Genomic DNA, 25053 nt, shown 5'->3' on the forward strand with positions numbered 1-25053 from the left:
CTCATTGTGTGCCCACGAGGACCACTTCCAGGGTGCGGGGGCCGTGGACGCCCTCCACCCGGTCGAGTTCGATGTCGCTGGTGGCGGAGGGGCCGGAGATCCACGTCAGCGGGCGGGCCGGGTCGAGGAGCGGCAGGGCCTGCGGGACGGAGTCCACCACCTGGTCCGGGACCCGGACCACGCAGATGTGGTGGTCCGGGATCAGGGTGATGCGCCGCCGGCCCTGGCCGGGACCGGCGTCGAGGACGATCGTGCCGGTCTCGGCGATGGCCAGGGCGCAGCCGGTGACCACGCTGTCGACCCGGTCCAGCTCGTACGGGGTGGAGGCCGCCCGGTCGGGTACGCGGGTGGGGCCGCCGGCCGGGAGCCAGTGCGGGGGCAGGCCGGTCGGGACGAGCACCGACCGGGCGCCCCGCGCGCCCAGGAGCCGCGCCAGCAGCGCGGGCAGCGCCTCCTCGTCCGTGCGGTGGACCAGGGCCCGGTACTCGGCGAGGTGGGCGGCGAGCAGGTCCACCCGCTCCGCCGGGGTCCGGGCGCCGTGGACGGGGAGGTAGTCGCGGGGGATCGCCACCGCGGGCGCGTCGTCGCGCAGCGCCCGGCGGATCCGGCCCAAGATGCGGTCCTTGCTGCTCATCGCGGGTTGCTCCGTTCCCGGTCCCACCAGTCACGGAAGGACTGCGCGGCCACGGTGGGCAGTTCGCGGCTGTCGGTCCAGGCCCGCCCTGCTCCGGGGAGCCGGCGGGGGGCCAGCCGTCGGGCCCTGGCCAGCAGGCGCTCCCCCGCGCGCAGGGCCCCCGGGTGGTCCAGGAGCAGCCGGGCGGCACGCATGGCGGCCCGTTCGGCGGTGTGGCCGTCGGCGGGGCGGAGCGTGACGCGGACGCCGGCGCGGGTCACCGGGCCGCCCTGGGCGACCCGTTCGCGGAGGTGGACGAGGACTTCGGGGATGTCGATGGCGACCGGGCAGACCTCGTAGCAGGCCCCGCACAGGGTGGACGCGTAGGGCAGCGAGGCGTCGATCGCGCTGCGGGTGCCGCGGAGTTGGGGGCTGAGGATCGCGCCGATGGGGCCAGGGTAGACGGAGCCGTAGGCGTGGCCGCCGGCGCGCTCGTAGACCGGGCAGACGTTGAGGCAGGCGGAGCAGCGGATGCAGCGCAGGGCCTGGCGGCCGGTCTCGTCGGCGAGGGTGTCGGTACGGCCGTTGTCGAGGAGGACGAGGTGGAAGGCGGTGGGCCCGTCGCCGTCCGCCCCTCTTGACGGGCCCAGTCCGGTCCACATCGTCGTGTACGGGTTCATCCGCTCGGCCGTCGAGGAGCGCGGCAGGGTCTGGAGGAAGATCTCCAGGTCGCGGAAGGTCGGGACGACCTTCTCGATGCCGACGACGGAGATCAGGGTCTCGGGCAGGGTCAGGCACATCCGGCCGTTCCCCTCGGACTCCAGGACGACCATCGTGCCGGTCTCGGCCACCATGAAGTTGGCCCCGGACACGGCGACCTTGGCGCGCAGGAACTTCTCGCGCAGGTGCAGGCGCGCCGCCTCGGCGAGTTCCCGCGGGTCGTCGCCGAGCGGTTCGGGCGCCGGCCGGCCCCAGCCGGCCATCTCGGCACGGAAGACGTCGCGGATCTCGGCCCGGTTGCGGTGGATGGCCGGGACCAGGATGTGGGAGGGGCGGTCGTGACCGAGCTGCACGATGAGTTCGGCGAGGTCGGTCTCGTACGCGGCGATCCCGGCGGCCTCCAGGGCCTCGTTGAGCCCGATCTCCTGGGTGGCCATGGACTTGACCTTGACGACCTCGCGCTCGCCGGTCGCGCGGACCAGCTCCGTGACGATCCGGTTGGCCTCGTCCGCGTCGGCGGCCCAGTGGACGGTGCCGCCGGCCGCCGTGACCGCTTCCTCCAACTGCAGCAGGTAGCGGTCGAGATGGCGCAGGGTGTGGTCCTTGACGGCCTTGCCCGCGGCGCGCAGCCGGTCCCAGTCGGCGAGTTCGGCGACGGCCCGCGCCCGTTTGTCGCGGATGGTGTGCGTGGCGTGCCGGAGGTTGGCGCGCAGCACCTCGTCCCGTACGGCCTCCCGCGCGGCGGCTGGGAAAGCGGGAAGGTCGGGGACGGCAGGGAAGGCGGGCATGCCCAGGTACGTACCGGTCACGACAGCGGTTCCTCCTCGGTCGCGGCCAGGATCTCGGCGAGGTGCAGGGTCCGCAGCGGGCTGTCCGCACGGCGCAGCAGGCCGTCCAGGTGGGCGAGGCAGGAGTTGTCGGCGCCGCACAGCACCTGGGCGCCGGTGCCGGCCGCCGCCGTGATCTTGTCGGTGCCCATGGCGGTCGAGACGTCCGGGTTCTTGAGGGCGAAGGTGCCGCCGAAGCCGCAGCACTCCTCGGCGCCCGGCAGCTCGACCAGGTCCAGGCCCTTGACCGCGGCCAGCAGCCGTCGCGGCCGGTCCCCGAGCCCCAGACCGCGCAGGCCGTGACAGGAGGGGTGGTAGGTGACGGTGTGCGGGAAGTACGCGCCGACGTCGGTCACCCCGAGCACGTCGACCAGGAACTCGGTCAGCTCGTACACGCGCGGCGCGAGCGTGGCGGCCGCCTCGGCGAGCTCGTTGCCGCGCCCCTCGGCCGCCGCCTTCCGGCCGATGCGGGGGTAGTGCTCGCGGATCATCGCGGCGCAGGATCCGGAGGGGGTGACCACGTACTCGTGTTCCGCGAAGGCCCGCGCGGTACGCCGCACCAGTGGTTCGGTCTCGTGGCGGTAGCCGGTGTTGTACTGCGGCTGCCCGCAGCAGCTCTGGGCCTTCGGGAAGTCCACGCCGACCCCGAGCCGCTCCAGGAGGCGTACGACGGCGATCCCGGTTCCCGGGTAGAGCGCGTCATTGACGCAGGTGACGAACAGCGCGGCTCGCATGATGGGCACAATAGCCCGGTGAAGAAGTTCTCAGTGATCGGCATAGGCGCGGGCGACCCGGACCATCTGACCCTCCAGGCGGTCAGGGCGATCGGCGCGGCGGACGCATTCCTCATCCTGGAGAAGGGCGAGGAGAAGGCGGATCTGACCGGGCTGCGGCGCGCGATGCTCGACGCGCACGCCCGTCCCGGCCACCGGCTGGTGGAGGGCCGCGACCCGGACCGGGACCGGACGCCCGCCGACTACGCCCCGACGGTGGACGGCTGGCGCAGCGCGCGGGCCGAGCTCTTCGAGCGCTTCATCGCGGAGGACCTGGCGGACGGCGAGACCGGGGCGTTCCTGGTCTGGGGCGATCCCTCCCTCTACGACTCCACGCTCGCGATCCTCGACGAGGTGCAGGAGCGCGGCCGGGTGGCCTTCGAGCACGAGGTCGTGCCCGGCATCAGCAGCATCTCGGCGCTGCTGGCGCGGCACCGGACCAACCTGAACCGGGTCGGGCGCCCGGTCCAGATCACCACCGGCCGCCGGCTGGCGGAGGGCTGGCCGCAGGACGTGGACGACGTGGTGGTGATGCTGGACGCGCGGCACGCCTTCACCGCCCACCTGGACCAGGACCTCTTCATCTACTGGGGGGCCTACGTGGGCACCCCGGACGAGATCCTGGTCTCGGGCAAGCTCGCGGAGGTCGCCGGGCGGATCGAGGAGCTGCGCACCGAGGCCCGCGCCCGCAAGGGCTGGATCATGGACACGTACCTGCTCAGGCGCGGCTGAGGTAGGACGGGAGGACGGCGGCGAGGCGTGCGTACTCCTCGGGCCGGTTGTAGATCTGGCCGCAGACGCGGATGCCGCCGCCGCCCGGCCAGGGCCAGATCAGCACCCGGATGCCCTGCTCGGCCGCGATCCGTTCGCGCAGCTCGCGGGCCCGCTCCGGGGTGTCGGCGACCCCGGGCGGCAGGCGCAGGGTGCGCATGGCGAGGGCTTCGTCGTGCGGGAGCGGGGTGAGGCCGGGGAGCTCGGCGAGCAGGGCCGCTCCGTGGGCGGCCAGCACGCTGTTGTGGGCCCGGACCTTGGCCGCGTCGAGGCGTTCGAGGAGGTCCAGCCCCTCGGGGGCGGCGAGCCAGCCGGTGTAGTCGGCGGTGGCGCGGTTCTCGACGGAACGCGGGAATCCGTGCTGGTCCTCCCAGGACGGTACGAGCGCCCTGATCCGGGGGCGGTGGTGCGGGGCGACGGCCAGGACCGCACTGCCGGAGGGCGCATAGCCCCATTTGTGGAGGTTGCCGAACCAGAAGTCGGCGCCGCCCGCGAGGGGGTCGGCCAGCATGCCCAGGGCGTGGGCGCCGTCGACGACGGTGGTGATCCCGCGTTCGCGCAGGTCGGCGAGGAGCCGGGGGGAGGCGATGACGCGGGCGGTGGGCGAGCTGACGTGGTCGAGCACGGCCACCCTCGTACGGGGTGTCAGCGCGGCCAGCACCGTCTCGCGCACGGCGTCCTCGTCGGGCAGGTGCGGGTCCAGGGCCACGGTGGTGACCGGGGCGCGGCGGGCGGCGGCCGCGACGACGGTGCCGTAGCCGTGGTCGGTGACCAGGACCTCGTCGCCGTCGGCGAGCGGGACGGCGTCCAGGGCGAGGTTGGCGCCCTCGGTGGCGTTGGCGATGAAGGCGATGCCGTCGGGGTCGGCGCCGAGGTGTGCGGCGATCCGGGTACGGGCCTCGGCGAGGCGGTCCGGGACGGCGATGAAGAAGGCGTCGGGGTCGGCGTGGACCTCGGCGCGGAGCGCGGCCTGGGCCTCCTGGACCGGGACGGGCACCGCGCCGAAGGAGCCGTGGTTCAGGTGGGCGACGCGGGGGTCGAGGCGGAACAGGGCGGGCCCGCCGGGGAACTCCTGGGCGGACCCGGCGGGACGTATCGGCTCGGTCACTGCTCCTCCGGGGATGCGGCGCGGCTGTCCTTCGGATCATCTCCCGCCGCCGCCGGCTCCGGTAGACCGCCGTCGTGCGGCGCGTGGGGGACGTCAGCGCGGGCACGGCCGTGGGCACCGCCGTGGGCACGGCCATGGGCACCGCCGAAGGCGCGGCGCCCGTACGCGAGCAGCTCGCGCGCAGCGGGGCCGGGCGCGGCGCGCCAGACCAGGCAGAGCAGGGCCGGGATGTCGATGTCGTCGATCACGCGGGCGGTGAGCCGGTCGCGGTAGGCCTCGGCCATGGATGCGCTGAGGACGGCGACGCCCAGCCCGCGCGCCGCGAGGTCGGCCATCGCGTCGGCGGCCCCGGCCTGCAGGGCGATGGCGGGCTGGAGGCCCTGTGCGGCGCAGGCCTGGTCGAAGACCGCGCGCAGGCCGGTGCCGGCGGGCATGCAGATCACCGGATGGTCGCCCAGGTCGCGCAGGGTGACGCGGGGCCGGTGCGCCAGCGGGTGGCCGGGCGGGACGGCGATGACGAGCCGCTCGCTGACGATCGTCAGGGCCTCCAGCCCGGCCGGGGCGGCGGTCGCCGCCCCGATGAGCGCCACGTCGACGGTACCGGCGCGGACCGCCTGGACGAGCCGGTCGGAGTCGTCCTCCAACAGGGCGATCTCCACGCCGGGATGGGCCCGGTGGAAGGCGGCGAGGGCGTCGAACAGCGGGGTGACGGTGCAGCCGACGACCATGCCGACCGTGAGTCGGCCCCGGATGACGCCCGCCACGTCCCCCACCGCCTGGCCGACCGCCTCGGCGGCGGCGAGCGCGGCCCGGGCGGGTGCGAGCGCGGCCGCTCCGGCGGGGGTGAGGGTGGCGGTGCGGGCCGCGCGGTCGAACAGCTCGGCGCCCAGTTCCCGCTCCAGCCGGCGGATCTGGGCGCTGACCCCGGACTGGCTGATGTGTACCCGCTCGGCCGCCCGGGTGAAGTTCTGTTCTTCGGCGACGGCGACGAAGTATGCGAGCTGCCTCAGTTCCATGACTGGAGATTCTAGTTACCAGAAGATCCATCTGTTGGACTTCTGATGCGGGTCGGGTCAGCCTGGAGGTACGAAGCGCAGTGGAGGGAACGACCCGTGGAGGAAGTCGTGTACGAGAAGGCGATGCACCCCGAGGACATCACCCGCCTGTTCGTCGAGCGTTCCAACGCCGGCGACGCGGCCGGGGTCGCCGCGCTCTACGAGGAGGACGCGGTGATGGCGTACCCGCCCGGGGAGCGGACCGTGGGCCGCAAGGCCATCCAGGCCCTGTGGGAGCAGGTGCTGGCCCACCGCCCGGTGTTCGAACCCGAGGAGCCGCTGCCGACGCTGGTCAGCGGTGACATCGCCCTCACCTCGACCCCGCCGAAGGACGGCTCCGGCGCCCGCGCGCAGGTCGTCCGGCGCCAGCACGACGGCAGCTGGCTGCGCCTGCTCGACCAGCCCGAATTCGCCCCTCCGGCCGGCTAGGCCGAGCGCGCGGAGCGGGCCGACCGGGCCGAGCGGGGTTGCGCGCGCAGGTCGGGCAGTCGGGCGCAGTCTCCGGATTCGGCCAGGCCCTCGCCCAGGGCCAGGAGCGAAAGGAGCTGCACCGGGCGGCCGGCCGTGGCCGCGGCCTCCAGTTCGTGGTGGCCGTCGAGCAGGAAGTGCGTCAGGCCCCAGTGCCGGTAGTGGTCGGTCCCCGGCCCGATCGCGGGCTCGCACACGTCGAGGGTCGAGACCGCCACGGCCGTCGGGACCGTTCCCCGCTCCATCAGATCGACGTACTCCGCGACGCGCTCCCGGTCGTTCCACGTCGGGGGCACCATGGGCACGACGAACTCGTAGAGGTGGGCGGACGCGTCGACCGCGGTATCGAAGGTGCGGTAGTACGGCGTGTGCGGGTACTCCGGGAGGCCCCAGAACTGGTCGAGCCCCCAGGTGCCCACCTGCTCGCCGCCGAAGTAGTCGCCGTCCCCGCCGGGGACGACCCGGCGGGGTTCCACCCGCAGCAGCAGCGGGAGGTACTCGCCCTCCGGCAGCAGCGCACCGAACGCGGCGATCACACCGCCGTCGTCGGGATCGGCCAGTGGGCCGGCGAGGTGTTCCCCGACGCCGTTCAGCGACAGCGTCTGCTGCGCGGTCTGCCCGCTTCGATCATCACGGGCCGACCGTACGGGACGGATCGGCCCCACCTGCTGCCAGGTGCGGCAGGAGCACCGTCGTCAACACAGGGCCTAGGGGTCAGTCGCGTCCGCTGGTGGCCGCGTAGTACTGGAGGTCCTGCACCTCCACCTTGTGGTCCACCCGGTACGGCAGGTCGACCTTCACGCCGGCCTTCCCGTCCCGGACGACCTGTGCCGAGCTGGTGCCCGGCTTCAGCGGCAGCAGCTGCGAGTGGATCCCGGCGGGGGCCTCGTGACGGCCGTCCGCGGCGCCGACGGCCGTCCGGACGGCTGCGGCCCCGGTGAGGAAGCTGAGCACCTCCACCTTGTCCCGGGGCGGGGCGCTCCCCTTGCGGAGCGACATCACCAGCGACTGGTCGCCCGTCGGGTCGGCGTCAGCGAACTGCGTGCGCGCGGAGAGGTAGAGGGTGTCCCGGACGATTTTCGGCCAGTCGCCCGTCTTGAACCTGGTCAGGTAGTACGAGGTCAGGTCCAGGTACGCGTAGCCGTTGTGCAGGGAGGGGGCGAACTGGCTCCCCTCCGAGTAGTCGTTCCAGGTGGTGAGCTGCACCCAGTCGGCGCCGTCCTCGATGGCGTGCGTCCAGGTCGAGCGCAGGGTCGCGGTGTTGCCCGCCTCGTCGTAGATGCCCTGGTTGGGGCGCGCGTCCTGGACCGACACGGGCTGCATCCAGATCTTGCCCATGTCGTGGGCCCGCTGGACGTCGCGCGTGGAGCTCTCCTGGCCGACGTAGCTGCGGCTGCCCCACTCGGAGAAGCCGTGGCTGATCGGGGCGAACTCGCCGCTGTGGGCGCCGAAGTCGAGGAAGAGCGGGACGAAGGCGGTGCGGATGCCGTGCTCGGACTTCAGGCGGGCGATGACCTCGGTCCACCAGGCCACGCTCTTCTCCTCCGCCTTGAAGGGGGAGACCACGAGGCGGCCGTCGGGGAGCCGGTGCGCGGCGGAGGCGTCGGCGAGCGTGGCGATCGCCTCGGCGAGCACCGCGGGGTCGTCGGTCTTCAGCGAGGTCATGTCCGGCATCAGCATGATCTTGAAGGCCGGGTCCACCGAACGGGCGGCCGCCATCAGCAGGTTGCAGCGGTCCCAGTTCTTGCCGGAGAGGGAGAGCAGGTCGAGGGTGAAGCCGTCGATGCCCGCCGCGCGGGCCGTGCGCACCTCCTGCTGGAGGTTGGCGTACTCCCAGTCGCCGCTCTTCGGGGTCACGGGCAGCGGCCGGTCGCGCAGCAGGCCGCCGTAGCGGTCGTGCTTCCCGTTCTCGCCGTCGGGGTTCAGGTAGTTGCGGGTGTAGTAGTCCCGGTCCGCGGCCGCGTTGTCGAGGGAGAGGGGGTAGGGGGTGAAGTAGTGGGCGAAGACCAACTTCTTGCCCGCCCCGCCGGAGCGCAGGGCCGCCGGCTGGGGCATGTCGAAGGGCAGGGCTCCGGTGGGGCGTTCGGCCCCGGAGTCCACCGCCTCCTTGGGGTTGCCCTTGGCGGCCGCGCCCTCGGTGGGCGCCGGGGGCCCGGTGGGCGAGGGCGTGGCCTCGCCGGGTGTGACGGGAGCGCTGCCGGTCGCGGTGGCCGCCGGCGGGCCCCCGCCGGGAGCCGAGGCGTCCTGTACGGAACCCGCGTCGCGGGGGTCCCAGGCGATTCCGGTGGCCGCGCAGACACCGACCAGGAGGAAGCCGGAGAGCAGCATGGCGAGTAGCGACCTGCGGCCGCGGAAGGCCGGCCGGCGCCGGTGCGACACGGGTCCGGCCGCCCGGCCCGGGCGCGGTGCCCGCCTTCCGGCACGATGCTGTGCTCGCCGGTCCGTTCGCCGGTCCGCTGTCATTCTGGTTCCTCCCGCGAATATGCCCCTACGAGGGGCTGCACAGCAGTAGAGCCCAATCCCGGCTTCCGGACAACCGTTCCCAGGAGCCGGAGTTCGGGTGCGTACGTCACACGGACCACGGGAACTACGCCGCCCGTCCGGCGACCCGGACGGAGTCCCCACCTGGGGCGCAGCGAACGCATTCGTCGGAATGCGACATTCCCCTAGCCTTACGGCGCAAGTGGCGCATAATCGTCGTCACGCGGCTCGAAAAAACCCTCTTGCCGCACTTGGTCACGCATGCAATGGGGGGCATCGTGCCGATGAGGGAATCCGGGGCCATGGGGGAAGCCGGGTCGATGAGGGAAAAAGGGTTATCCGGAACGCTGCCGGCGACGTCCGCCGAAATGTCCCGGCTGCTCACCGCCGTGCGGCGGGGGCGCGTCCTGACCGTGGCGGGAGCCTTCCGCGAGCCGCGGAGCCTGCTGGTACGGGAGATCGCGCGGCGGATCGCGTCCAACTTCTACGACGGGGTGGCCGTCGTCGCCATGAACCCGCAGCACGGTGGCTACGGAGTCCGTGAGTTGACGGCCGAACTGGGCTGCGTACCTGGTATGCCCGCACCGGCCTGCGGGACGGTGAACACCGCCTCGTGGCTGGCCGAACGGGACATGCTGCTCGTCCTGGACGGCGCGGAGCAGCTCGGCCCGGACGCCCTGGCCTGGCTGCGGAACCTGCTGACCGTGGCGCCGGGGCTGCGGATCCTGGCGGCCGGGCGGTCCCCGCTGGCCTTCGAGCAGGAGCGGATCCACCGGCTCTGATCCGAGGGCTCCAGCCACGCCCAGCCCCCGTTGCGTGCGCGGCACAGCGCCGCCATGGAGCCGCCACAGCCCTGCCACGGGGCTGCCGCACCCCGGTTCCAGGGTCTGGCCTGCGGGTTCGGTGGTGCACGAGCACCGCTGCGAACCCCCGGGCGGAGCCCGCGCCCGTGGGGGCCCCGGCGGTGGATCCTGCTGTGGACCCCGGCGGCGGCACGGGCAGTACGCGACCTCCTCACCCTCGCGGGCGGACGGTTCCTGATGGGGACGGAGGACCCGGACGGGTTCCCTGCGGACGGTGAGGGTCCGGTACGTCAGGAGGTGGTCGGGGCGTTCCGCATCGCCCCGACCGCCGTCACCAACGCCCAGTTCGCGTCCTTCGTGAAGGCCACCGGCCACGTCACGGAGGCGGAGTCCTTCGGCTTCAGCTTCATCTTCGCGGGCTTCCTCACCGACGCGCTCGCGACCGTCTCACCCGCGGTGGCCGGGACCCCCCGGGCGTACTGCGCCTGGTCCGGGACCCGGCTGTTCACGGAGGCGGAGTGGGAGTTCGCGGCGCGCGGCGGGCTGGAGCAGAAGCGCTACCCGTGGGGCGACGAGCTGCGCCCCGGCGGGCGGCACATGTGCCACGACTCGTACTGCAACCGCTACCGGGTCGCGGCGCGCACCCGCAACACCCCGGACGGTTCCGCCGGGAGCATCGGCTTCCGGGTGGCCGCGGACCTACCCGTGGGCGGGGCCGCCGGGATCAGCCGAGCTGCCGGCTGAGCTGGCGCCACACCGGGGCCGGGCAGCGCCCCTGCGGCCGGGACTTGAGGAACATCCCGTATTCGACCCGGCGCGGCGGACGGCCGAACTCCACCCAGTGCGCGCGGCCGGAGGCCCTGTCCCAGCCGTCGTTGGGCATCCGGATGTGGTCGGTGCGCCCGTCCTTGTCCTTGGTGGTGATCTGGGCGACCTCCGCGTGGCCGGGATGGACGGCCAGCACCACGCAGTAGTGCCGCAACTGCCGCGCCGGGTCCTCCCGCAGCGGGACCATGGCCAGCCAGATCTCTCCCGGCGCCGGCCGGTGGGTGCGGACGGCGGTGCGCGTGTCGCCGCGGGAGGCGTCCCACCGGCGGACCGCCACGACGAAGGCGAGCGCCACCAGTCCGGCGGCCATGCTCTCGGCCGTGGCCCGGACGTTCCACACCGGGTACTCCCCGACCTTGCTCTGCGTCCACCACAGCGCCGCGGCGACGAGCGCGAGCAGGGCCGCCGCCCGGGCCGGGACCAGCCACCGGGCGCCGGTCCGGCGGCGCGACGCGAACAGGGCCAGCAGCAGGGCCACGACGGCCGGAATGGCGTAGACGATGAGGTACTGGCCGAAGCCCTGCAGCTGCTGCGGCGGTGACTGCTCGGCCAGCAGATCGGGCAGCGCCACCGGCACCGCCAGCAGGTAGCCGACGGTGGGCAGGACGAACAGCACGAGCAGGAGTCCCAGGCAGCCGATGCCGCCGCAGGACGTGTCGGAACGACGTGCCACAGAACCCCCAGAGCGTATGCGGTGAAGCCCCCCGGCGGCACCGACCCCGAACGCTAGCGCAGGGCCCACTGCGCGGCCAGGAGTCCCTGGCGGTGCAGCCCCGGATACGGCTCCGCCCCGGCCGGGCACGGGGCCGGCCGGGGCGGAGCGGATCACGTCGTCAGGGACGCGGTGGTACGGCTGTCGACATCAGCCCAGGAGGGCGAGCGCCTCGTTGAGGGTCGCGGACGGGCGCATGATCGCCGCGGCCTTCGTGGCGTCGGGCTGGTAGTAGCCGCCGATGTCGGCCGGGGAGCCCTGCACCGCGACGAGCTCGGCGACGATGGTCTCCTCCTGCTCCGACAGGGTCTTGGCGACCGGCTCGAAGGCCTTGGCCAGCTCGGCGTCGTCGGTCTGCTTGGCCAGCTCCTGCGCCCAGTAGGTGGCGAGGTAGAAGTGGCTGCCGCGGTTGTCGATGCCGCCCAGCTTGCGGCTCGGCGACTTGTCCTCGTTGAGGAAGGTGCCGGTCGCGCGGTCCAGGGTGTCGGCCAGCACCTGGGCGCGGGCGTTGCCGGTGGTGGTCGCGAGGTGCTCGAAGCTGGCGGCCAGCGCGAAGAACTCGCCCAGGCTGTCCCAGCGCAGGTAGTTCTCCTTGACCAGCTGCTGGACGTGCTTCGGGGCGGAGCCGCCGGCGCCCGTCTCGAAGAGGCCGCCGCCGTTCATCAGCGGGACGACCGACAGCATCTTGGCGCTGGTGCCCAGCTCCAGGATGGGGAAGAGGTCGGTCAGGTAGTCGCGCAGCACGTTGCCGGTCACCGAGATGGTGTCCTCGCCGCGGCGGATGCGCTCCAGGGAGAAGGCGGTGGCCTCGACCGGGGAGAGGATCTTGATGGTCAGGCCCTCGGTGTCGTGCTCGGCGAGGTACGTCTTGACCTTGGCGATCAGCTGCGCGTCGTGGGCGCGGTTCTCGTCCAGCCAGAAGACGGCCGGGACGCCGGTGGCGCGGGCGCGGGTGACGGCGAGCTTGACCCAGTCCTGGATCGGCAGGTCCTTGGTCTGGCAGGCGCGGAAGATGTCACCGGCGGCGACCTCCTGCTCCAGGACCGTGTTGCCCGCGGCGTCGACCAGGCGGACGGTGCCCGCGGTGGCGATCTCGAAGGTCTTGTCGTGGCTGCCGTACTCCTCGGCCTTCTGCGCCATGAGACCGACGTTCGGGACCGAGCCCATGGTGGACGGGTCGAAGGCGCCGTGGGTGCGGCAGTCGTCGACGACGACCTGGTAGACGCCGGCGTAGCTGCTGTCCGGGAGGACGGCGAGGGTGTCGGCCTCGGCGCCGTCCGGGCCCCACATGTGGCCGGAGGTGCGGATCATGGCCGGCATCGAGGCGTCGACGATGACGTCGGACGGCACGTGCAGGTTGGTGATGCCCTTGTCGGAGTCGACCATCGCGAGGGCCGGGCCCTCGGCGATCTCGGCGTCGATCGAGGCCTTGATCGCGTCGCCGTCGGGCAGCGCGCCCAGGCCGTTCAGGACGGCGCCGAGGCCGTCGTTGGGCGACAGGCCGGCGGCGGCCAGGGTCTCGCCGTAGCGGGCGAAGGTCTTCGGGAGGAAGGCGCGGACCACGTGGCCGAAGATGATCGGGTCGGAGACCTTCATCATCGTGGCCTTGAGGTGCACGGAGAACAGCACGTCCTCGGCCTTGGCACGCTCGATCTGGTCGTTCAGGAAGGTGCGCAGCGCGTCGACGTGCAGGACGGACGCGTCCACGACCTCACCGGCGAGGACCGGTACGGACTCGCGCAGCACGGTGGTGGCGCCGTCGGCGGCGACGTGCTCGATGCGCAGGGTGCCGGCCTCGGCGATGACGGTGGACTTCTCGGTGGAGCGGAAGTCGTTCTCGCCCATGGTGGCGACGTTCGTCTTCGACTCGGTGGTCCAGGCGCCCATGCGGTGCGGGTGCGTCTTGGCGTAGTTCTTGACCGAGGCGGGGGCGCGGCGGTCGGAGTTGCCCTCGCGCAGGACCGGGTTGACGGCGCTGCCCTTGACCTTGTCGTAGCGGGCGCGGATGTCGCGCTCCTCGTCGGTCTTCGGGTCGTCCGGGTAGTCCGGGAGGGCGTAGCCCTGGCCCTGGAGCTCGGCGACCGCGGCCTTCAGCTGCGGGATCGAGGCCGAGATGTTCGGAAGCTTGATGATGTTGGCTTCCGGGGTCTTCGCCAGCTCGCCGAGCTCGGCGAGGGCGTCGGCGATCCGCTGGCTCTCCTGGAGGTACTCCGGGAAGACGGCGATGATCCGACCGGCCAGGGAGATGTCACGGGTCTCGACATTCACACCGGCCGTCGACGCGTACGCCTGGATCACAGGCAGGAAGGAATACGTCGCGAGGGCCGGGGCCTCGTCAGTGTGCGTGTAGATGATGGTCGAGTCAGTCACCGGATGCTCCGCTCCACAGTCTGCGTCTCTCGTCTGCAACATTGCTCGACATCAAGATATCTCGTGATCGGGCCGCTCTGGACAGCCCCCTGCCGCCAGTCCGGGAGACGCGTGTCACGCGGGCTCCGGCGGGCCCCGGAAATGGCGAAAGCGCCGCCCCCGACTGTTCCCGGCCGGGGGCGGCGCTCAGGCGTTCAGGCCTCGATCAGGCCCGTACGGCAGATCAGGCGGCGTAGGCCTTCGGGTCCGCGCCGTACTCGTTCGGCTGCGTCTGACCGGCGGTGGCCAGGAGGACGATGAACCAGATGAAGCCGACGAGGGGCACCAGGTTGATGAAGATCCACCAGCCGGACTTGCCGGTGTCGTGCAGGCGGCGGATGGTGACACCCAGGGCCGGCAGGAGGATGGCGAGCGCGTAGAGGCTGTAGAGCAGCGGGGAGGTGCCCAGCACGCCGTCGAGGATCGCGACGATGATCGCGGCACCCAGGTTGAAGAGGAAGAACATCCAGTACTCCTGGCGGCGCGCGCGGCCGGAGAAGACGGCGTACTTCTTCAGGACATCGGTGTAGTGGTTCATGAGGGTCCCCCCAGAGGACGATCGTTCGGGCCCGTCCTGCTGGAGCAAGCCGGGGCAGAACTTATGCCCCCCTTACGTCGCGGTCAAGCCACTTCACAACCGGCCGGAATGGGAACTTTCCTTCGCTTCTCCGGCCAAACGCGGTGGTATCTGGCGTTACTTGAGCCCCACGGATCACCTTTGAGCACAAGGCGTGGCGAAATGGCCCGTGTTCAGGAAGGGCAGGGGTCCCGCTCGGGAGTGCCGAGTCGCCCGGGGGCGGCGAAAAGCCCTCAATGTCCGACGTGTTCACGCGCCCGCCCCGCGGAACCTGGCTTGATCCACTCACGGATCGTTACCTCACCGCAGCCTGAGCCGTCGCGGCCCGGGACAGAAGGTGATATTCCGACCCGGGTCGCAACGGCGGGGCGGCCGTCAGCCGATGTGGAAGGAGTCCCCGTAGACCTTCCAGTCGAGCGGCGTATTGAGGTTCAGATTGCCCTTCTTCAGGAAGACCCGCTGCGCGGTGTCGACCCGGCTGGTGTCGCTGTGCGCCTCCTCCTGCTTCATCGCCCAGACCCGGGCATCGAGGAAGGCATTGAGGTAAGCGGTCTCGTTGCCGCCCTGGGACGGGGGCTTGGCCTTGGACAGGGCGCGCTTGCGGATGTTGCGGAAGCTGGTGGAGTCGCCGCCGTCGCCGTGCATGACGATGGCGTCGTAGTAGATGAACTGACCGAGCACGCCGACCCCGTCGGCCTTGCCCTGGTTCACGGACGGGTTGAAGTAGACCCGGTCGCGCTCGTGGTCCTGGGCCTTGCGGAAGTCGGCGTCCTGAGCCGCCTTGGCCCAGTCCTTGGTGAAGTTCGGATCGAGGCCGGCGTGCGAGTCGCTGCCGTCGACCTTGCGCAGGGCGGGGAGGTACTTGGCGAGGACGTTGCCCGGCTTGATCTGCGTGTAGTACTCGACGAGGTCGAGCATGTCGCCGGTGCCGGAACAGAATCCGATGATGCCGGCCGTATAACCGCGGCCGTCGTCTATGTCCTCGATGTACTTGTACTGGGCCTTCCAGTCCAGCGAGGAGTTCTCCGCACTGGAGACGATCTTCATGGCGATCTCCTTCTTCGCCGGATCGTCGAGTCCTACGGCCGCTGCCGCCGCGGTCTCCGCCGCGGGGGCGGGAGCCGTGGTGGCGTGGGCGGCGACGGGGGCGGCGATCAGTGCACTGCCGAGCAGTGCTCCGATCGCCAGCATCTTGCGGCGGGGGGTGAACACAAGGCCTCCATCTGGTAGTTGAGGCGTCCCAGCTTCGTTAGGAAACTTTACTACCAGAGCTGACGGCAGCTCAATACCCAGGCGCACCCCAAGGAATGGACCCGTCCGGTCAGAGCCAGCCGTTACGCCTGAAGCCCCGGTGGATGACGACGCAGGCGAGCACCATGACGCCGAGGACCAGCGGGTAGCCGTAGGTCCAGTGCAGTTCGGGCATGTGGTCGAAGTTCATGCCGTACACGCCGCAGACCATGGTGGGGACGGCGACGATCGCCGCCCATGCCGTGATCTTGCGCATGTCCTCGTTCTGGGCGACGGTCACCTGCGCCAAGTGGGCCTGCAGGATGGAGTCGAGGAGGTTGTCGTAGGCGCCGATCTGTTCCGTGGCCCGGGTCAGGTGGTCCGCCACGTTCCGGAAGTACGCGCGGGTCTCCGGCGGGATGACCGGTATCGGCTGCGTGGCCAGCTGCTGGAGCGGGCGGCCCAGCGGCGCCACCGCCCGCCGCAGTTCCAGGAGTTCGCGCTTGAGCTGGTAGATCCGCCCCGCGTCGCCGCGGCCGCCGTCTTCGCTGAAGACCGCGGTCTCGACGGCGTCGATGTCGTTCTGCACCGCGTCCGTCACGGCCACGTAGTCGTCGACCACGTGGTCGGCCATGGCGTGCAGAACGGCCGCGGGCCCGTTGGCCAGTTGGTCCGGGGCGCGCTCCAGCTCCTCGCGAACCGGGCCCAACGTGCCACGGCCGCCGTGCCGGATCGTGATGATGAAGTCCTGGCCGGTGAAGGCCATCAGCTCGCCGGTCTCCACCACCTCGCTGGTCGCGGTCAGCTCCTCGTGCTCCACGTAGCGCACGGTCTTGAAGACGGAGAACAGCGTGTCGTCGTAGCGCTCCACCTTGGGTCGCTGGTGCGCGTTGACGGCGTCCTCGACGGCGAGGGGGTGCAGGCCGAACAGCTCGGCCAGCCCGGCCAGCTCCGACCGCGTCGGCTCGTGCAGGCCGATCCAGACGAAGCCGTCACCGGTCTTGCGGACCCGGCGCAGCGCCTCCTCGACCTCGGCACAGTCCTCCTGCCGTACGCCGTCCCGGTAGACCACGCAGTTGACCACCGCACTGCCGAGCGGGGAGCGGGCCGGGTGGCTGAGGTCGACGGCCCGCCGGTAGCTGCGCCGCACGACCCGGCGCAGGTTGCTGAACATGGACAACGGCGTACTCCCCTTCGGCGGATCAACGGCCAGTCTGCCATCGCCGCCGGAACGCCCGCGTCCGGGCTCACCGCGCCGGCGGCACCCGCCGCCCGCGTCAGACCCGGTCGATGAACACGCTGGTCGACTTCACCCGTGCCGTGGCCCGCGCGCCCACCTCCAGTCCGAGCTCCTCCACCGCCTCCCGCGTCAGCAGCGACACGATCCGGTGCGGCCCGGCCTGGATCTCCACCTGCGCGTCGACCGTGCCCAGCTTCACCCCGGTGACGATGCCGGGGAAGGCGTTGCGGGCCGAGGTGTACGGGGCCTCCTCGCCCTCGGCGCCCTCCTGCGCGGCCTGGACGCAGAAGGCGGCCAGGTCGGGCCCGTCCACCATCCGCCGCGTGCCCTCGCGGTGGGTGGGGAACCGCTCGGCATCCGCCCAGCGCCGGGCCGTGTCGACGCTGACGCCGAGCAACCGGGCCGCCTGGCCGATCGTGTAGGACTCCATGGGTCGCAGCTTAGGGGGTGTCTTGGCGGTCGGGCCGGACCGCGAGCCCGGACCGGTCAGGGCGCCGGGGGCCGGAGCGACTCCCGGGCCGCCGCCGCGATCACTTCCGCGACCATCGACAGAGCGGGCGAGTCGAGCCTCCACTGCTGCCAGTACAGGGGGACGTCCATCGGCCGCAACGGCTCCAGCAGCACCAGCTGCCCCGTCCGCACCAGCGGTCTCGACTGCTGCTCCGGCACCAGACCCCACCCGAGCCCCGCAACCACCGCGTCACGGAACCCCTCCGACGTCGGTATGTAGTGCCGTACCGACCCCGCACCAGCCGCCGGGTCCCCCGTCAGCGCCCGGACGAAGGCGTCCTGGAGGTCGTCCTTCCGGTCGAAGACGATCGTCGGCGCCTCGCGCAGGTCCCGCTCCGGCTCCCCCGTCAGGTACCGGGCCGCGAACGCCGGGCTCGCCGTCGGCAGGTACCGGACCAGTCCCAGCATCCGTACGCTGCACCCGGCCACCGGGTCGGGCGAGGAGGTCACCGCCGCCATCACCTGCCCCTCCCGCAGCAGCGCCGTCGTGTGGGACTCGTCCTCGCGGTGGAGCTCGATGGAGACCGGTGGATCCTGCGGCACCCGTGCGAGCGCGGGCAGGAACCAGGTCGCGAGGGAGTCCGCGTTCACCGCGATCGGCAGCCGCACCGGGCCCATCCCGTCGGCCATGCCCAGCTCCGCACGCGCGTCGCGCTCCAGGCGGGCCAACTGCCGGGCGAAGCGGACCACCACCTCCCCGGATTCGGTCGCCCGCACCGGCTTCGTCCGCATCAGCAGCACCCGCCCGGTCCGCTGCTCCAGCGCCTTGACCCGTTGGCTGACGGCGGAGGGGGTCACGTGCAGGGCGGCCGCCGCCGCGTCGAAGGTGCCCTCGTCCACCACGGCGAGCAGCGTGCGTACCTGGTCCAGCGGAAGCTCGTCCATCACGAGCGCTAATGGTACGTAAAAATCTTTAGCTGTACTGAACCGATCCGGCTGCCTACCGTCGGCGTCATGAACTACGGCATCACCACCGCGGCCCTGGCCGGCTTCGGCAGCGGACTCTCCCTCATCGTCGCCATCGGCGCGCAGAACGCCTTCGTCCTGCGCCAGGGCGCGCGCCGCCACGCGGTCCTCGCCGTGGTCGCCATCTGCGCCGTCTCCGACGCGGTCCTCATCACCCTCGGCGTCGCCGGCGTCGGCGCCTTCGTCACCGCTTGGCCGACCGCCCTGACGGTCGTCGGGCTGGCCGGGGGCGGGTTCCTGATCTGCTACGGGGTCCTGGCCGCCCGCCGGGTGCTGCGGCCCGCCCCCGGCGCCGCCCTCACCACGGAGGGGGCGACGAGCCGGTCCGCCCGCCGGGCCGTGCTGACCGCTCTGGCCATGACCTGGCTCAACCCGCACGTCTACCTGGACACCGTGCTGCTCCTCGGCTCCCTCGCCGCCGACCGCGGCGACCTGCGCTGGGCCTTCGCCATCGGGGCCGTGCTGGCCAGCCTGACCTGGTTCGCCGGTCTGGGCTACGGAGCCCGGCTGCTGAGCGGCCTGCTCGCCCGCCCGGCCGCCTGGCGGGTCCTGGACGGGCTCGTGGCTGCGACCATGGTCACCATGGGCGGCCTGCTGCTGGCCCGCGCCTGAGTCCGCATGTCGGCGCCGGGCACCCGTCGCGGCCGGGGCATAGTGCTCGTGGCCGCCGACCCGATCCACAGGAGCCCGCCGTGCCCGACCGTCCCTCCCCGCTCGTGGCCGCCACCGGGGTCGTCCTGGACGCGCGCGGGCGGGTCCTCGTACTGACCACCCCGGGCCGGACGGACCCGCAACTGCCGGGCGGCGCGGTCGATGACACCCAGACCCCGGAGGAAGGGCTCGCCCGGGCGCTGCGGGAAGGGCTGAACCTCGCCCGGCCGGCAGGCCGGCTGCTGGCGGTGGACTCCCGGCCGCCCGGCACGCCCGGCACGCCCGGCCGCTCCCTGATCGTGCACGTCCACCTCGTCGGCCCGCTCCCGGCGGCGGAGGCCGCGGCGATCTCCTTGCCCGTCGGGGAGACGGCCGAGGCGCACTGGCTCCCGCCGGAGGCGGCCTGCGCGCTGCTGTCCGACCGTGTCGCGCCCCGGCTGCGCGCCGCACTCGCCGCCCTGCACACCGGCTCCTTCGCCCACCTCGTCGACGGGGTGCCCCAGCCGGGCTCACCGGCCGGTCTGGACCCGGCACGGCGCGTGGCCCTCGAGCACTCGGGCACCCTCGACCCGGCCAGCCACCGGGCCAGCCGCCCCAAGGCGGTGACCGCGGCGAGCGTGCTGTTCACCGGCTCCGACGGCCGGATCCTGCTGGTGCAGCCCGCGTACGGCAGGTCCGACCGCTGGAACCTGCCCGGCGGCGGCATCGACAGCGACCTCGGCGAGATCCCGCGCGCCGCCGCCCGGCGGGAGGTCCACGAGGAGCTCGGCCTCGACCTCGCCCCGGGCCGGCTGCTCGCCGTCAACTGGTCCCACAAGCCCGGCCGTCCGGCCCGCATCCGCTTCCTCTACGACGGCGGCGTGCTCGACGCCCCCGCCCTCGCCCGGATCCGGCTGGACCGGACCGAGCTGCTCCAGTGGCGCACCGTCACCCCCGCGGAACTCCCCGGCCTGGTCAAACCCGCCCTGCGGCGCCAGATCACCGCCTGCCTGACCGCCCGCGCCACGGGCGCCGGCCCGCTGGAACTCCACGCGGGCCGCCCCTGACCGGCGGGCCCGGCCGCCGCCGCGCCGGGCCGCGGCGGCGGGGTTACCGTCGGCGGCATGGACGGTGATCGCCGACGGTGGCGCCAGTGCTTGCTCGGCGGGGCGGTGTTCGCCGTGTGCATGGCGGGCACCACGCTGCCCACCCCCCTGTACGGGCTCTACCAGGAGAAGTTCGGGTTCTCCGAGTTGGTGGTGACCGTCGTGTACGCCGTGTACGCCTTCGGGGTGATCGGCGTGCTGCTGCTGGCGGGCAACGCCTCGGACACCGTCGGTAGGCGGCCCGTACTGCTGGCCGGCCTCGCCTTCTCGGCGGCCAGCGCCGTCTCTTTCCTGTGCGCCACCGGCATGGGCTGGCTGTACGCGGGCCGGCTGCTGTCGGGACTGTCCGCTGGGCTGTTCACCGGGGCCGCCACGGCCTACGTGATGGAACTGGCGCCGAGGGGCGGCGCCACGCGGGCCACGTTCGTGGCGACGGCCGCCAACATGGGCGGGCTGGGCTGCGGCCCGCTGCTCGCCGGAGTGCTCGCGCAGTACGCCGCCTGGCCGCTGTACCTGCCGTTCGTCGTGCACCTCGCGCTGGTGGCCGTCTCGGCCGCCGTCCTGGCGCGGCTCCCCGAGACCGTGCGCGACCGGCAGCCGCTGCGTACCATACGGCCGCAGCGGCCCGGCCTGCCCCCGCAGGTGCGGTCGGTGTTCGTGCCCGCGGCGATCGCCTCCTTCGTGGGCTTCGCCCTGTTCGGGGTGTTCACCTCGGTCAGCCCCGCCTTCCTCGCGCAGTCCCTGGACGTGCACAACCGCGCGGTGAGCGGGCTGATCGTCGCCCTGGCCTTCTTCGCCTCGACCGCCGGGCAACTGGCCGTCGGCCGGGTCGGGGTGGTCCGGTCGCTGCCACTGGGCTGCGCCGGGCTGCTCGCCGGGCTGGCGCTGCTCGCGGGCGCGCTGTGGTGGGACCTGCTGGCCCTGGTGGTGGCGAGCGCCGTCGTCGGCGGGGCCGGGCAGGGCCTGGCGTTCCGCGGGGCGCTGGCCACGGTGGCCGCGGCCTCGCCGCCGGACCGACGCGCGGCGGTGATCTCGATGCTGTTCGTGGTGGCGTACACGGGCATCTCACTGCCGGTGATCGGGGTGGGGCTGCTGGTGGGCCCGATCGGTCTGGAGGGCGCCGGGCTGGTGTTCATCGCCTGCATGGCCCTCCTGGTCACGGCCGCGGCCAGCTACCTGCTGCGTCGGCCCGTTCAGGCGCGCGCCTGAGCGCGGACGCGCCTACCCGGATCCCCGTACGGCGGCCGCGGGTCACTCCGGCCGGCCCCGGCCGCTCAGTTCGTCGCCGAGCGGGCTGCGGCGGTAGAGGACCTGCCGTCCGTCGCGCGCCCGGGAGAGGAGGCCGGTGGCGTACAGCACGCCCAGGTGCTGGGAGACGGCGCTCGCGGTGACCCCGAGGCGCCGGGCCAGCTCCACGGTGGGCAGCGGCTCGTCGAGCAGGTCGAGCAGTCTCGCCTTGGGCGCGCCCAGCAGGGACACCAGGGCGGCCGTGCCTGCGACGGGCTCGCGCACCCACAGGGTCGCCACGCCCCGGCTCGGGTACGCCAGCGTCGGCGCCTCTTCGGGGCTGACCGGGGGTGCGGGCTTGTGCGCGAACACGGACGGTACGAGGAGCAGCCCGCGGCCGGACGCCACGACGCGGTGCCGGCTGATCATCTGTCCGATGTGCAGCACGCCGTCGTGCCACCGCAGGTTCGGGTGGATGTCGGCGAAGAGGAGGCGGGCTCCGCCCATGGCCAGCTGCCGCGCGCGGTAGGTCATGTCGGCCTCCAGCAGGAGGCGCATCCGCGGCCACATCGGCTGGACGGCGATCTCCCAGTACCGGCGCAGCAGCGCGCAGAGGGCGTCGCGGAGGGCGACGACGGGCCCGTCGTCGGGGGCGAGGGCGGCGAGCAGCGGGGTGGGGAGCGGGTCCGGGGCGTGCGCGGCCAGCAGGTCGCGGCGGACCAGGTCCGGGGGCGTCCGGCCGACGGCGGCCAGTTCCTCCTCGAAGGACGGCGCGAAGCTCGCGGGGCGCGGCGTGAGGAAGTCGGGCAGGGTGCGCCGTACCGCGACCACGGACATCAGCAGCTCGGTGTCGAGCCCGTCGGGCGAGTCGAGCGAGTCCAGCGCGCCGAGGACCGACCTGCGCCACGGGAGGTGCAGGGCGGAGAGCCCCGGCTCGCGCAGCACGCGCAGGCTGAGCACGGTCTCGTACAGGGGTGAGAGCGCGAACCGGGTGTCGGCGAGGTCTTCGACGCCGAGCTCGAAGCTGATCATCAAGGCATACGCTACATCGATTGTCGCGGGCGGGGACGTGCCGTGAACTCCCCCCATGACAACTCCCCGCATGACGGGCGTCGTTCACCGGGGGTCCGGGATGAACCGCCGGTTGCTCCTGCTCCTCACCTTGACCTGCGCCGTCGGCGTGGGCACCGTCTACTTCCCGCAGGCGGTCAGCCCGCTGGTCGGTACGGCCCTGCACGTGTCGCCCGGCTCCGCCGGCCTCGTGGTGACCGCGATCCAGATCGGCTACACGGCCGGGATCTTCCTGCTGGTGCCGCTCGGCGACCGGCTCCCGCACCGCCCGTTCCTCGTCACCCTGCTCGCCCTGACCGGCACCGGCCTGTTGGCCGCGGGCTGCGCGCCGGGGCTGGCGCCGCTCCTCGCCGCCGCGGCCGTCGTCGGTGTGACGACCGTGGCCGCGCAGGTCATCAGTCCGCTGGCGGCCGGTCTGGTGGCCGCCGACCGTCGGGGAGCCGTACTGGGCACCCTGCTGAGCGGTTCGACCGGCGGCATGCTGCTGGCCCGCACCTTCGGCGGGACGCTCGGCGAGTGGCTGGGGTGGCGGGCCCCCTACCTGGCGGCCGGGGCCGTGGCCCTGGTGCTGGCGGCCGTCCTGTCCCGCGCCCTTCCGGTCACCTCCCCGACCTCGCGCCGGCCGTACCCGGCCCTGCTGGCCGAGCCGTTGCGCCTGCTGCGCACCGAGCCGGAACTGCGCCGCTCCTGCCTCTACCAGGCGGCGGTCTTCGGTGCCTTCTCGGCGGTGTGGACCTGCCTGGCGCTGCTGCTGACCGGCCCGGCCTACGGCCTGGGCGCCCACGCGGTGGGGATGCTGGCCCTGGTGGGCGCGGTGACCATGCTGTGCACCCCGTACGCCGGGCGCCTGGTGGACCGCACGGGCGCGGACCGGGTGAACCTCGTCTGCCTGCTCGGGGTCCTCGTCTCGGCGGCGGTCCTCGCCGCGGGCGCCGGTGGCGGGGCGGCGGGACTGGCCGCGCTTGCGGGCGGCACGCTGCTGCTCGACGTCTCGATGCAGTCCGGCACGGTCGCCAACCTGGCCCGGGTGTACGCCGTGCGGCCCGATGCCCGCAGCCGGCTCAACACCGCGTACATGACCTGCGCCTACCTGGGCGGCAGCGGCGGGTCCTGGCTGGGCGTACGGATCTACGGCCGGGCCGGCTGGCGGGGCGTGTGCGCGCTCGTGGCCCTGTGCGCCGTGATCGCCCTGGCCCGGCACCTCGTGGCGCCGCACGGGCACAACCACGGGCGCGGGCGCGACGCACGACAGGCGGGGGGCGATGGGCGGGGCGTCCCGGTGCCGGTCGGCATCGGTGGCCCGCCCACCGCCGCCCCGCCTGTCGGTTCAGCCGGTCGAACGGTGTGACGGTGGTGCGACGGATCAGACCGCCGGAACCGGGTAGGTCGGGTACTCGACGCCGGACACGTGCTGGACCACACGGATGACCTGGCAGGAGTAGCCGAACTCGTTGTCGTACCAGAGGTAGAGGATGGCGTTGTCGCCGTCCACCTTGGTGGCGCCCGCGTCGACGATCGAGGCGTGGCGCGAGCCGACGAAGTCCATGGAGACCGCGTCGGGAGCCGTGGTGAAGTCGATCTGGCGCTTGAGCGGCGAGTGCAGCGAGACGTCGCGGAGGTAGTCGAGGACCTCGTCGCGGGTGGTCTCACGGCCCAGGCGCAGGCTCAGGATGGCGATCGAGACGTCCGGGACGGGGACGCGGATCGAGCTGCCGGTGATCGGCGCCTTGAGGTCGGGCAGCGCCTTGGCGACGGCGGAGGCGGCGCCGGTCTCGGTGATGACCATGTTCAGCGGCGCGGAGCGGCCACGACGGTCGGCCTTGTGGTAGTTGTCCAGCAGGTTCTGGTCGTTCGTGAACGAGTGGACGGTCTCCACGTGACCGCGCAGGACACCGTACTCGTCGTCCATGGCCTTGAGCGGCGGGACGATCGCGTTGGTGGTGCAGGAGGCGCAGGACAGGATCTGCTCGTCCGGCTTGATGGTGTCGTGGTTGACGCCGTGGACGATGTTCGGGACGTCGCCCTTGCCCGGGGCGGTCAGCACGACCTTGTCGATGCCGGGGCGCAGGTGCTTGGACAGACCCTCGCGGTCGCGCCACTTGCCCGTGTTGTCGATGAGGATGGCGTCCTTGATGCCGTGCTCGGTGTAGTCCACCTCGGACGGGTCGTTCGCGTAGATCACCTTGATGGCGTTGCCGTTGGCGATGATCGTGCTGCTCGCCTCGTCGACGGTGATCGTGCCCTGGAACTGGCCGTGGATCGAGTCGCGGCGCAGCAGCGAGGCGCGCTTGACGATGTCCTGGTCGCCGCCCTGACGGACGACGATGGCGCGCAGGCGCAGGCCGTTGCCGGAGCCGGCCTTCTCGATGAGCAGGCGGGCGACGAGGCGGCCGATGCGGCCGAAGCCGTACAGGACGACGTCGCGGCCCTCGCTGCGCTCGATCTTGTTCGCGCCGGTGGCACCGGCGACGGCCTCGGCGGTGAACTCGGCCACCGAGAGGCCGCGGTCGTCGCTCTTGTAGTCCGCGGCGAGCATGCCGATGTCGATCTGGGACGGGCCGAGATCGAGCGTGGTGAGCACCTGCAGGAACGGCAGCGTCTCGGTGACCGAGAGCTCCTCACCGTCGATCTGCCGGGCGAATCGGTGGGTCTTGAGGATGCTGACCACCGACTTGTTCACCAGGGAGCGGCTGTGGAGCAGGATCGTGACGTCCCGCTCCCGGTGCAGCTTCCCGATGATCGGGATCATCGACTCCGCGATCTCCTCGCGGTTCTTCCAGCTGGTGAACGAGTCCTCATTGACAGTCACAGGATTATCTTTCGAGCTAGGCGGTGCTCATATGCTAACCCGCCGCCATTTTGGTCACTTAAGCGGTACCCACCGTGTCGGGAACGGGCACTATGTGACATCAATTTGTACGTTTTTTC

The 25053-nt window shown here is 72.5% G+C and carries 24 protein-coding genes; 8 read left to right on the top strand and 16 right to left on the bottom strand.

Annotated elements, in window-relative coordinates; translation table 11 throughout:
- Position 1: 1 nt before the first annotated feature.
- The 3 genes from OG386_RS09590 to OG386_RS09600 are packed head-to-tail and all read right to left on the bottom strand — an operon-like array spanning position 2 to position 2894.
- Positions 2–634 carry a LutC/YkgG family protein gene (locus tag OG386_RS09590; RefSeq protein ID WP_328787748.1) on the bottom strand — a complete coding sequence of 211 codons (633 nt, stop codon included), beginning with the start codon at positions 632–634 and terminating at the stop codon, positions 2–4.
- Positions 631–2142, bottom strand: coding sequence for a lactate utilization protein B (locus OG386_RS09595; protein WP_443053158.1), 1512 nt, complete (start codon positions 2140–2142; stop codon positions 631–633). The genes OG386_RS09590 and OG386_RS09595 overlap by 4 nt, the downstream gene beginning before the upstream one ends.
- On the bottom strand, positions 2139–2894 hold the full coding sequence (locus OG386_RS09600; protein ID WP_328787749.1) for a (Fe-S)-binding protein: 756 nt from the start codon (positions 2892–2894) through the stop codon (positions 2139–2141). The genes OG386_RS09595 and OG386_RS09600 overlap by 4 nt, the downstream gene beginning before the upstream one ends.
- Positions 2895–2912: 18 nt before the next feature.
- Between OG386_RS09600 and cobF the strand changes: the two genes are divergently transcribed.
- Complete coding sequence (cobF, locus tag OG386_RS09605; RefSeq protein ID WP_328787750.1) at positions 2913–3665, top strand: precorrin-6A synthase (deacetylating); 753 nt, start codon at positions 2913–2915, stop codon at positions 3663–3665.
- On the opposite strand, the gene OG386_RS09610 is transcribed toward cobF, so the two are convergent.
- Both OG386_RS09610 and OG386_RS09615 read right to left on the bottom strand, forming a co-directional pair.
- Positions 3652–4812 (bottom strand): aminotransferase class V-fold PLP-dependent enzyme, encoded by a 1161-nt coding sequence (locus OG386_RS09610; RefSeq protein ID WP_328787751.1) that lies wholly within the window; start codon positions 4810–4812, stop codon positions 3652–3654. The two genes, cobF and OG386_RS09610, sit on opposite strands and share 14 nt — an antisense overlap.
- Positions 4809–5828 (bottom strand): LysR family transcriptional regulator, encoded by a 1020-nt coding sequence (locus OG386_RS09615; RefSeq protein ID WP_328787752.1) that lies wholly within the window; start codon positions 5826–5828, stop codon positions 4809–4811. The genes OG386_RS09610 and OG386_RS09615 overlap by 4 nt, the downstream gene beginning before the upstream one ends.
- Positions 5829–5951: 123 nt before the next feature.
- Here OG386_RS09615 and OG386_RS09620 point away from each other — a divergent pair, with 123 nt between their 5' ends.
- Positions 5952–6296, top strand: a complete 345-nt coding sequence (locus tag OG386_RS09620; RefSeq protein ID WP_328793202.1) for a YybH family protein — start codon at positions 5952–5954, stop codon at positions 6294–6296.
- Here the strand turns inward: OG386_RS09620 and OG386_RS09625 are convergent.
- Positions 6293–7000: a hypothetical protein gene (locus OG386_RS09625; RefSeq protein ID WP_328787753.1), complete on the bottom strand. Its 708-nt coding sequence runs from the start codon at positions 6998–7000 to the stop codon at positions 6293–6295. The two genes, OG386_RS09620 and OG386_RS09625, sit on opposite strands and share 4 nt — an antisense overlap.
- 49 nt (positions 7001–7049) lie before the next feature.
- Positions 7050–8663, bottom strand: a complete 1614-nt coding sequence (locus tag OG386_RS09630; protein WP_328787754.1) for a glycoside hydrolase family 71 protein — start codon at positions 8661–8663, stop codon at positions 7050–7052.
- 521 nt (positions 8664–9184) lie between these two features.
- On the opposite strand from OG386_RS09630, the gene OG386_RS09635 reads away from it, so the two are divergent.
- Positions 9185–9598, top strand: coding sequence for a hypothetical protein (locus tag OG386_RS09635; protein WP_328787755.1), 414 nt, complete (start codon positions 9185–9187; stop codon positions 9596–9598).
- 54 nt (positions 9599–9652) lie between these two features.
- Positions 9653–10363: an SUMF1/EgtB/PvdO family nonheme iron enzyme gene (locus OG386_RS09640; protein ID WP_405789512.1), complete on the top strand. Its 711-nt coding sequence runs from the start codon at positions 9653–9655 to the stop codon at positions 10361–10363.
- Here OG386_RS09640 and OG386_RS09645 read toward each other — a convergent pair.
- The 7 genes from OG386_RS09645 to OG386_RS09675 all read right to left on the bottom strand — a co-directional run bounded on the left by OG386_RS09645 (position 10344) and on the right by OG386_RS09675 (position 18010).
- Positions 10344–11120, bottom strand: coding sequence for a hypothetical protein (locus tag OG386_RS09645; RefSeq protein ID WP_328787756.1), 777 nt, complete (start codon positions 11118–11120; stop codon positions 10344–10346). The two genes, OG386_RS09640 and OG386_RS09645, sit on opposite strands and share 20 nt — an antisense overlap.
- A 189-nt stretch (positions 11121–11309) precedes the next feature.
- The gene (locus OG386_RS09650) at positions 11310–13529 is read right to left on the bottom strand and encodes an NADP-dependent isocitrate dehydrogenase (protein WP_328787757.1); all 2220 of its coding nucleotides are present in this window, start codon (positions 13527–13529) and stop codon (positions 11310–11312) included.
- 223 nt (positions 13530–13752) lie between these two features.
- Positions 13753–14106, bottom strand: a complete 354-nt coding sequence (locus OG386_RS09655) for a DUF805 domain-containing protein (RefSeq protein ID WP_328787758.1) — start codon at positions 14104–14106, stop codon at positions 13753–13755.
- Positions 14107–14520: 414 nt separating this feature from the next.
- The gene (locus OG386_RS09660) at positions 14521–15336 is read right to left on the bottom strand and encodes a chitosanase (RefSeq protein WP_328793204.1); all 816 of its coding nucleotides are present in this window, start codon (positions 15334–15336) and stop codon (positions 14521–14523) included.
- Between the two features lie 130 nt (positions 15337–15466).
- Positions 15467–16549 carry a magnesium/cobalt transporter CorA gene (gene corA, locus OG386_RS09665; RefSeq protein ID WP_328787759.1) on the bottom strand — a complete coding sequence of 361 codons (1083 nt, stop codon included), beginning with the start codon at positions 16547–16549 and terminating at the stop codon, positions 15467–15469.
- Between the two features lie 103 nt (positions 16550–16652).
- Positions 16653–17045 (bottom strand): TOBE domain-containing protein, encoded by a 393-nt coding sequence (locus OG386_RS09670; RefSeq protein ID WP_109777334.1) that lies wholly within the window; start codon positions 17043–17045, stop codon positions 16653–16655.
- 56 nt (positions 17046–17101) lie between these two features.
- Complete coding sequence (locus tag OG386_RS09675) at positions 17102–18010, bottom strand: LysR family transcriptional regulator ArgP (protein WP_328793205.1); 909 nt, start codon at positions 18008–18010, stop codon at positions 17102–17104.
- Positions 18011–18079: 69 nt separating this feature from the next.
- Here OG386_RS09675 and OG386_RS09680 point away from each other — a divergent pair, with 69 nt between their 5' ends.
- From OG386_RS09680 to OG386_RS09690, 3 genes are all read left to right on the top strand, one after another.
- Positions 18080–18703, top strand: coding sequence for a LysE/ArgO family amino acid transporter (locus tag OG386_RS09680; RefSeq protein WP_328787760.1), 624 nt, complete (start codon positions 18080–18082; stop codon positions 18701–18703).
- An 80-nt stretch (positions 18704–18783) separates the two neighbouring features.
- Positions 18784–19788 (top strand): NUDIX hydrolase, encoded by a 1005-nt coding sequence (locus tag OG386_RS09685; protein WP_328787761.1) that lies wholly within the window; start codon positions 18784–18786, stop codon positions 19786–19788.
- A gap of 57 nt (positions 19789–19845) precedes the next feature.
- Complete coding sequence (locus OG386_RS09690) at positions 19846–21036, top strand: MFS transporter (RefSeq protein WP_328787762.1); 1191 nt, start codon at positions 19846–19848, stop codon at positions 21034–21036.
- A gap of 42 nt (positions 21037–21078) precedes the next feature.
- Here OG386_RS09690 and OG386_RS09695 read toward each other — a convergent pair whose 3' ends face one another.
- Positions 21079–22086, bottom strand: coding sequence for a helix-turn-helix domain-containing protein (locus tag OG386_RS09695; RefSeq protein WP_328787763.1), 1008 nt, complete (start codon positions 22084–22086; stop codon positions 21079–21081).
- Positions 22087–22141: 55 nt separating this feature from the next.
- Between OG386_RS09695 and OG386_RS09700 the strand changes: the two genes are divergently transcribed.
- A complete protein-coding gene (locus tag OG386_RS09700) occupies positions 22142–23473 on the top strand; it encodes an MFS transporter (RefSeq protein WP_405789505.1) in 1332 nt (443 codons plus the stop codon).
- 15 nt (positions 23474–23488) lie between these two features.
- Here the strand turns inward: OG386_RS09700 and OG386_RS09705 are convergent, their stop codons facing one another.
- Complete coding sequence (locus OG386_RS09705; RefSeq protein ID WP_327382222.1) at positions 23489–24934, bottom strand: glyceraldehyde-3-phosphate dehydrogenase; 1446 nt, start codon at positions 24932–24934, stop codon at positions 23489–23491.
- Positions 24935–25053: the final 119 nt, after the last annotated feature.

Origin of the sequence: Streptomyces sp. NBC_00273 (genome assembly GCF_036178145.1) — a bacterium.
GTDB lineage: Bacteria > Actinomycetota > Actinomycetes > Streptomycetales > Streptomycetaceae > Streptomyces.

Excerpts from the sequence above, each read along its gene's own strand:
- OG386_RS09590 (WP_328787748.1), bottom strand. The coding sequence starts at position 634 with ATGAGCAGCAAGGACCGCATCTTGGGCCGGATCCGCCGGGCGCTGCGC.
- OG386_RS09600 (WP_328787749.1), bottom strand. The coding sequence starts at position 2,894 with ATGCGAGCCGCGCTGTTCGTCACCTGCGTCAATGACGCGCTCTACCCG.
- OG386_RS09615 (WP_328787752.1), bottom strand. The coding sequence starts at position 5,828 with ATGGAACTGAGGCAGCTCGCATACTTCGTCGCCGTCGCCGAAGAACAG.
- OG386_RS09620 (WP_328793202.1), top strand. The coding sequence starts at position 5,952 with ATGCACCCCGAGGACATCACCCGCCTGTTCGTCGAGCGTTCCAACGCC.
- OG386_RS09630 (WP_328787754.1), bottom strand. The coding sequence starts at position 8,663 with ATGCTGCTCTCCGGCTTCCTCCTGGTCGGTGTCTGCGCGGCCACCGGA.
- OG386_RS09635 (WP_328787755.1), top strand. The coding sequence starts at position 9,185 with ATGTCCCGGCTGCTCACCGCCGTGCGGCGGGGGCGCGTCCTGACCGTG.
- OG386_RS09640 (WP_405789512.1), top strand. The coding sequence starts at position 9,653 with ATGGAGCCGCCACAGCCCTGCCACGGGGCTGCCGCACCCCGGTTCCAG.
- OG386_RS09655 (WP_328787758.1), bottom strand. The coding sequence starts at position 14,106 with ATGAACCACTACACCGATGTCCTGAAGAAGTACGCCGTCTTCTCCGGC.
- OG386_RS09660 (WP_328793204.1), bottom strand. The coding sequence starts at position 15,336 with ATGCTGGCGATCGGAGCACTGCTCGGCAGTGCACTGATCGCCGCCCCC.
- corA (WP_328787759.1), bottom strand. The coding sequence starts at position 16,549 with ATGTTCAGCAACCTGCGCCGGGTCGTGCGGCGCAGCTACCGGCGGGCC.
- OG386_RS09670 (WP_109777334.1), bottom strand. The coding sequence starts at position 17,045 with ATGGAGTCCTACACGATCGGCCAGGCGGCCCGGTTGCTCGGCGTCAGC.
- OG386_RS09675 (WP_328793205.1), bottom strand. The coding sequence starts at position 18,010 with ATGGACGAGCTTCCGCTGGACCAGGTACGCACGCTGCTCGCCGTGGTG.
- OG386_RS09680 (WP_328787760.1), top strand. The coding sequence starts at position 18,080 with ATGAACTACGGCATCACCACCGCGGCCCTGGCCGGCTTCGGCAGCGGA.
- OG386_RS09690 (WP_328787762.1), top strand. The coding sequence starts at position 19,846 with ATGGACGGTGATCGCCGACGGTGGCGCCAGTGCTTGCTCGGCGGGGCG.
- OG386_RS09695 (WP_328787763.1), bottom strand. The coding sequence starts at position 22,086 with ATGATCAGCTTCGAGCTCGGCGTCGAAGACCTCGCCGACACCCGGTTC.
- OG386_RS09700 (WP_405789505.1), top strand. The coding sequence starts at position 22,142 with ATGACAACTCCCCGCATGACGGGCGTCGTTCACCGGGGGTCCGGGATG.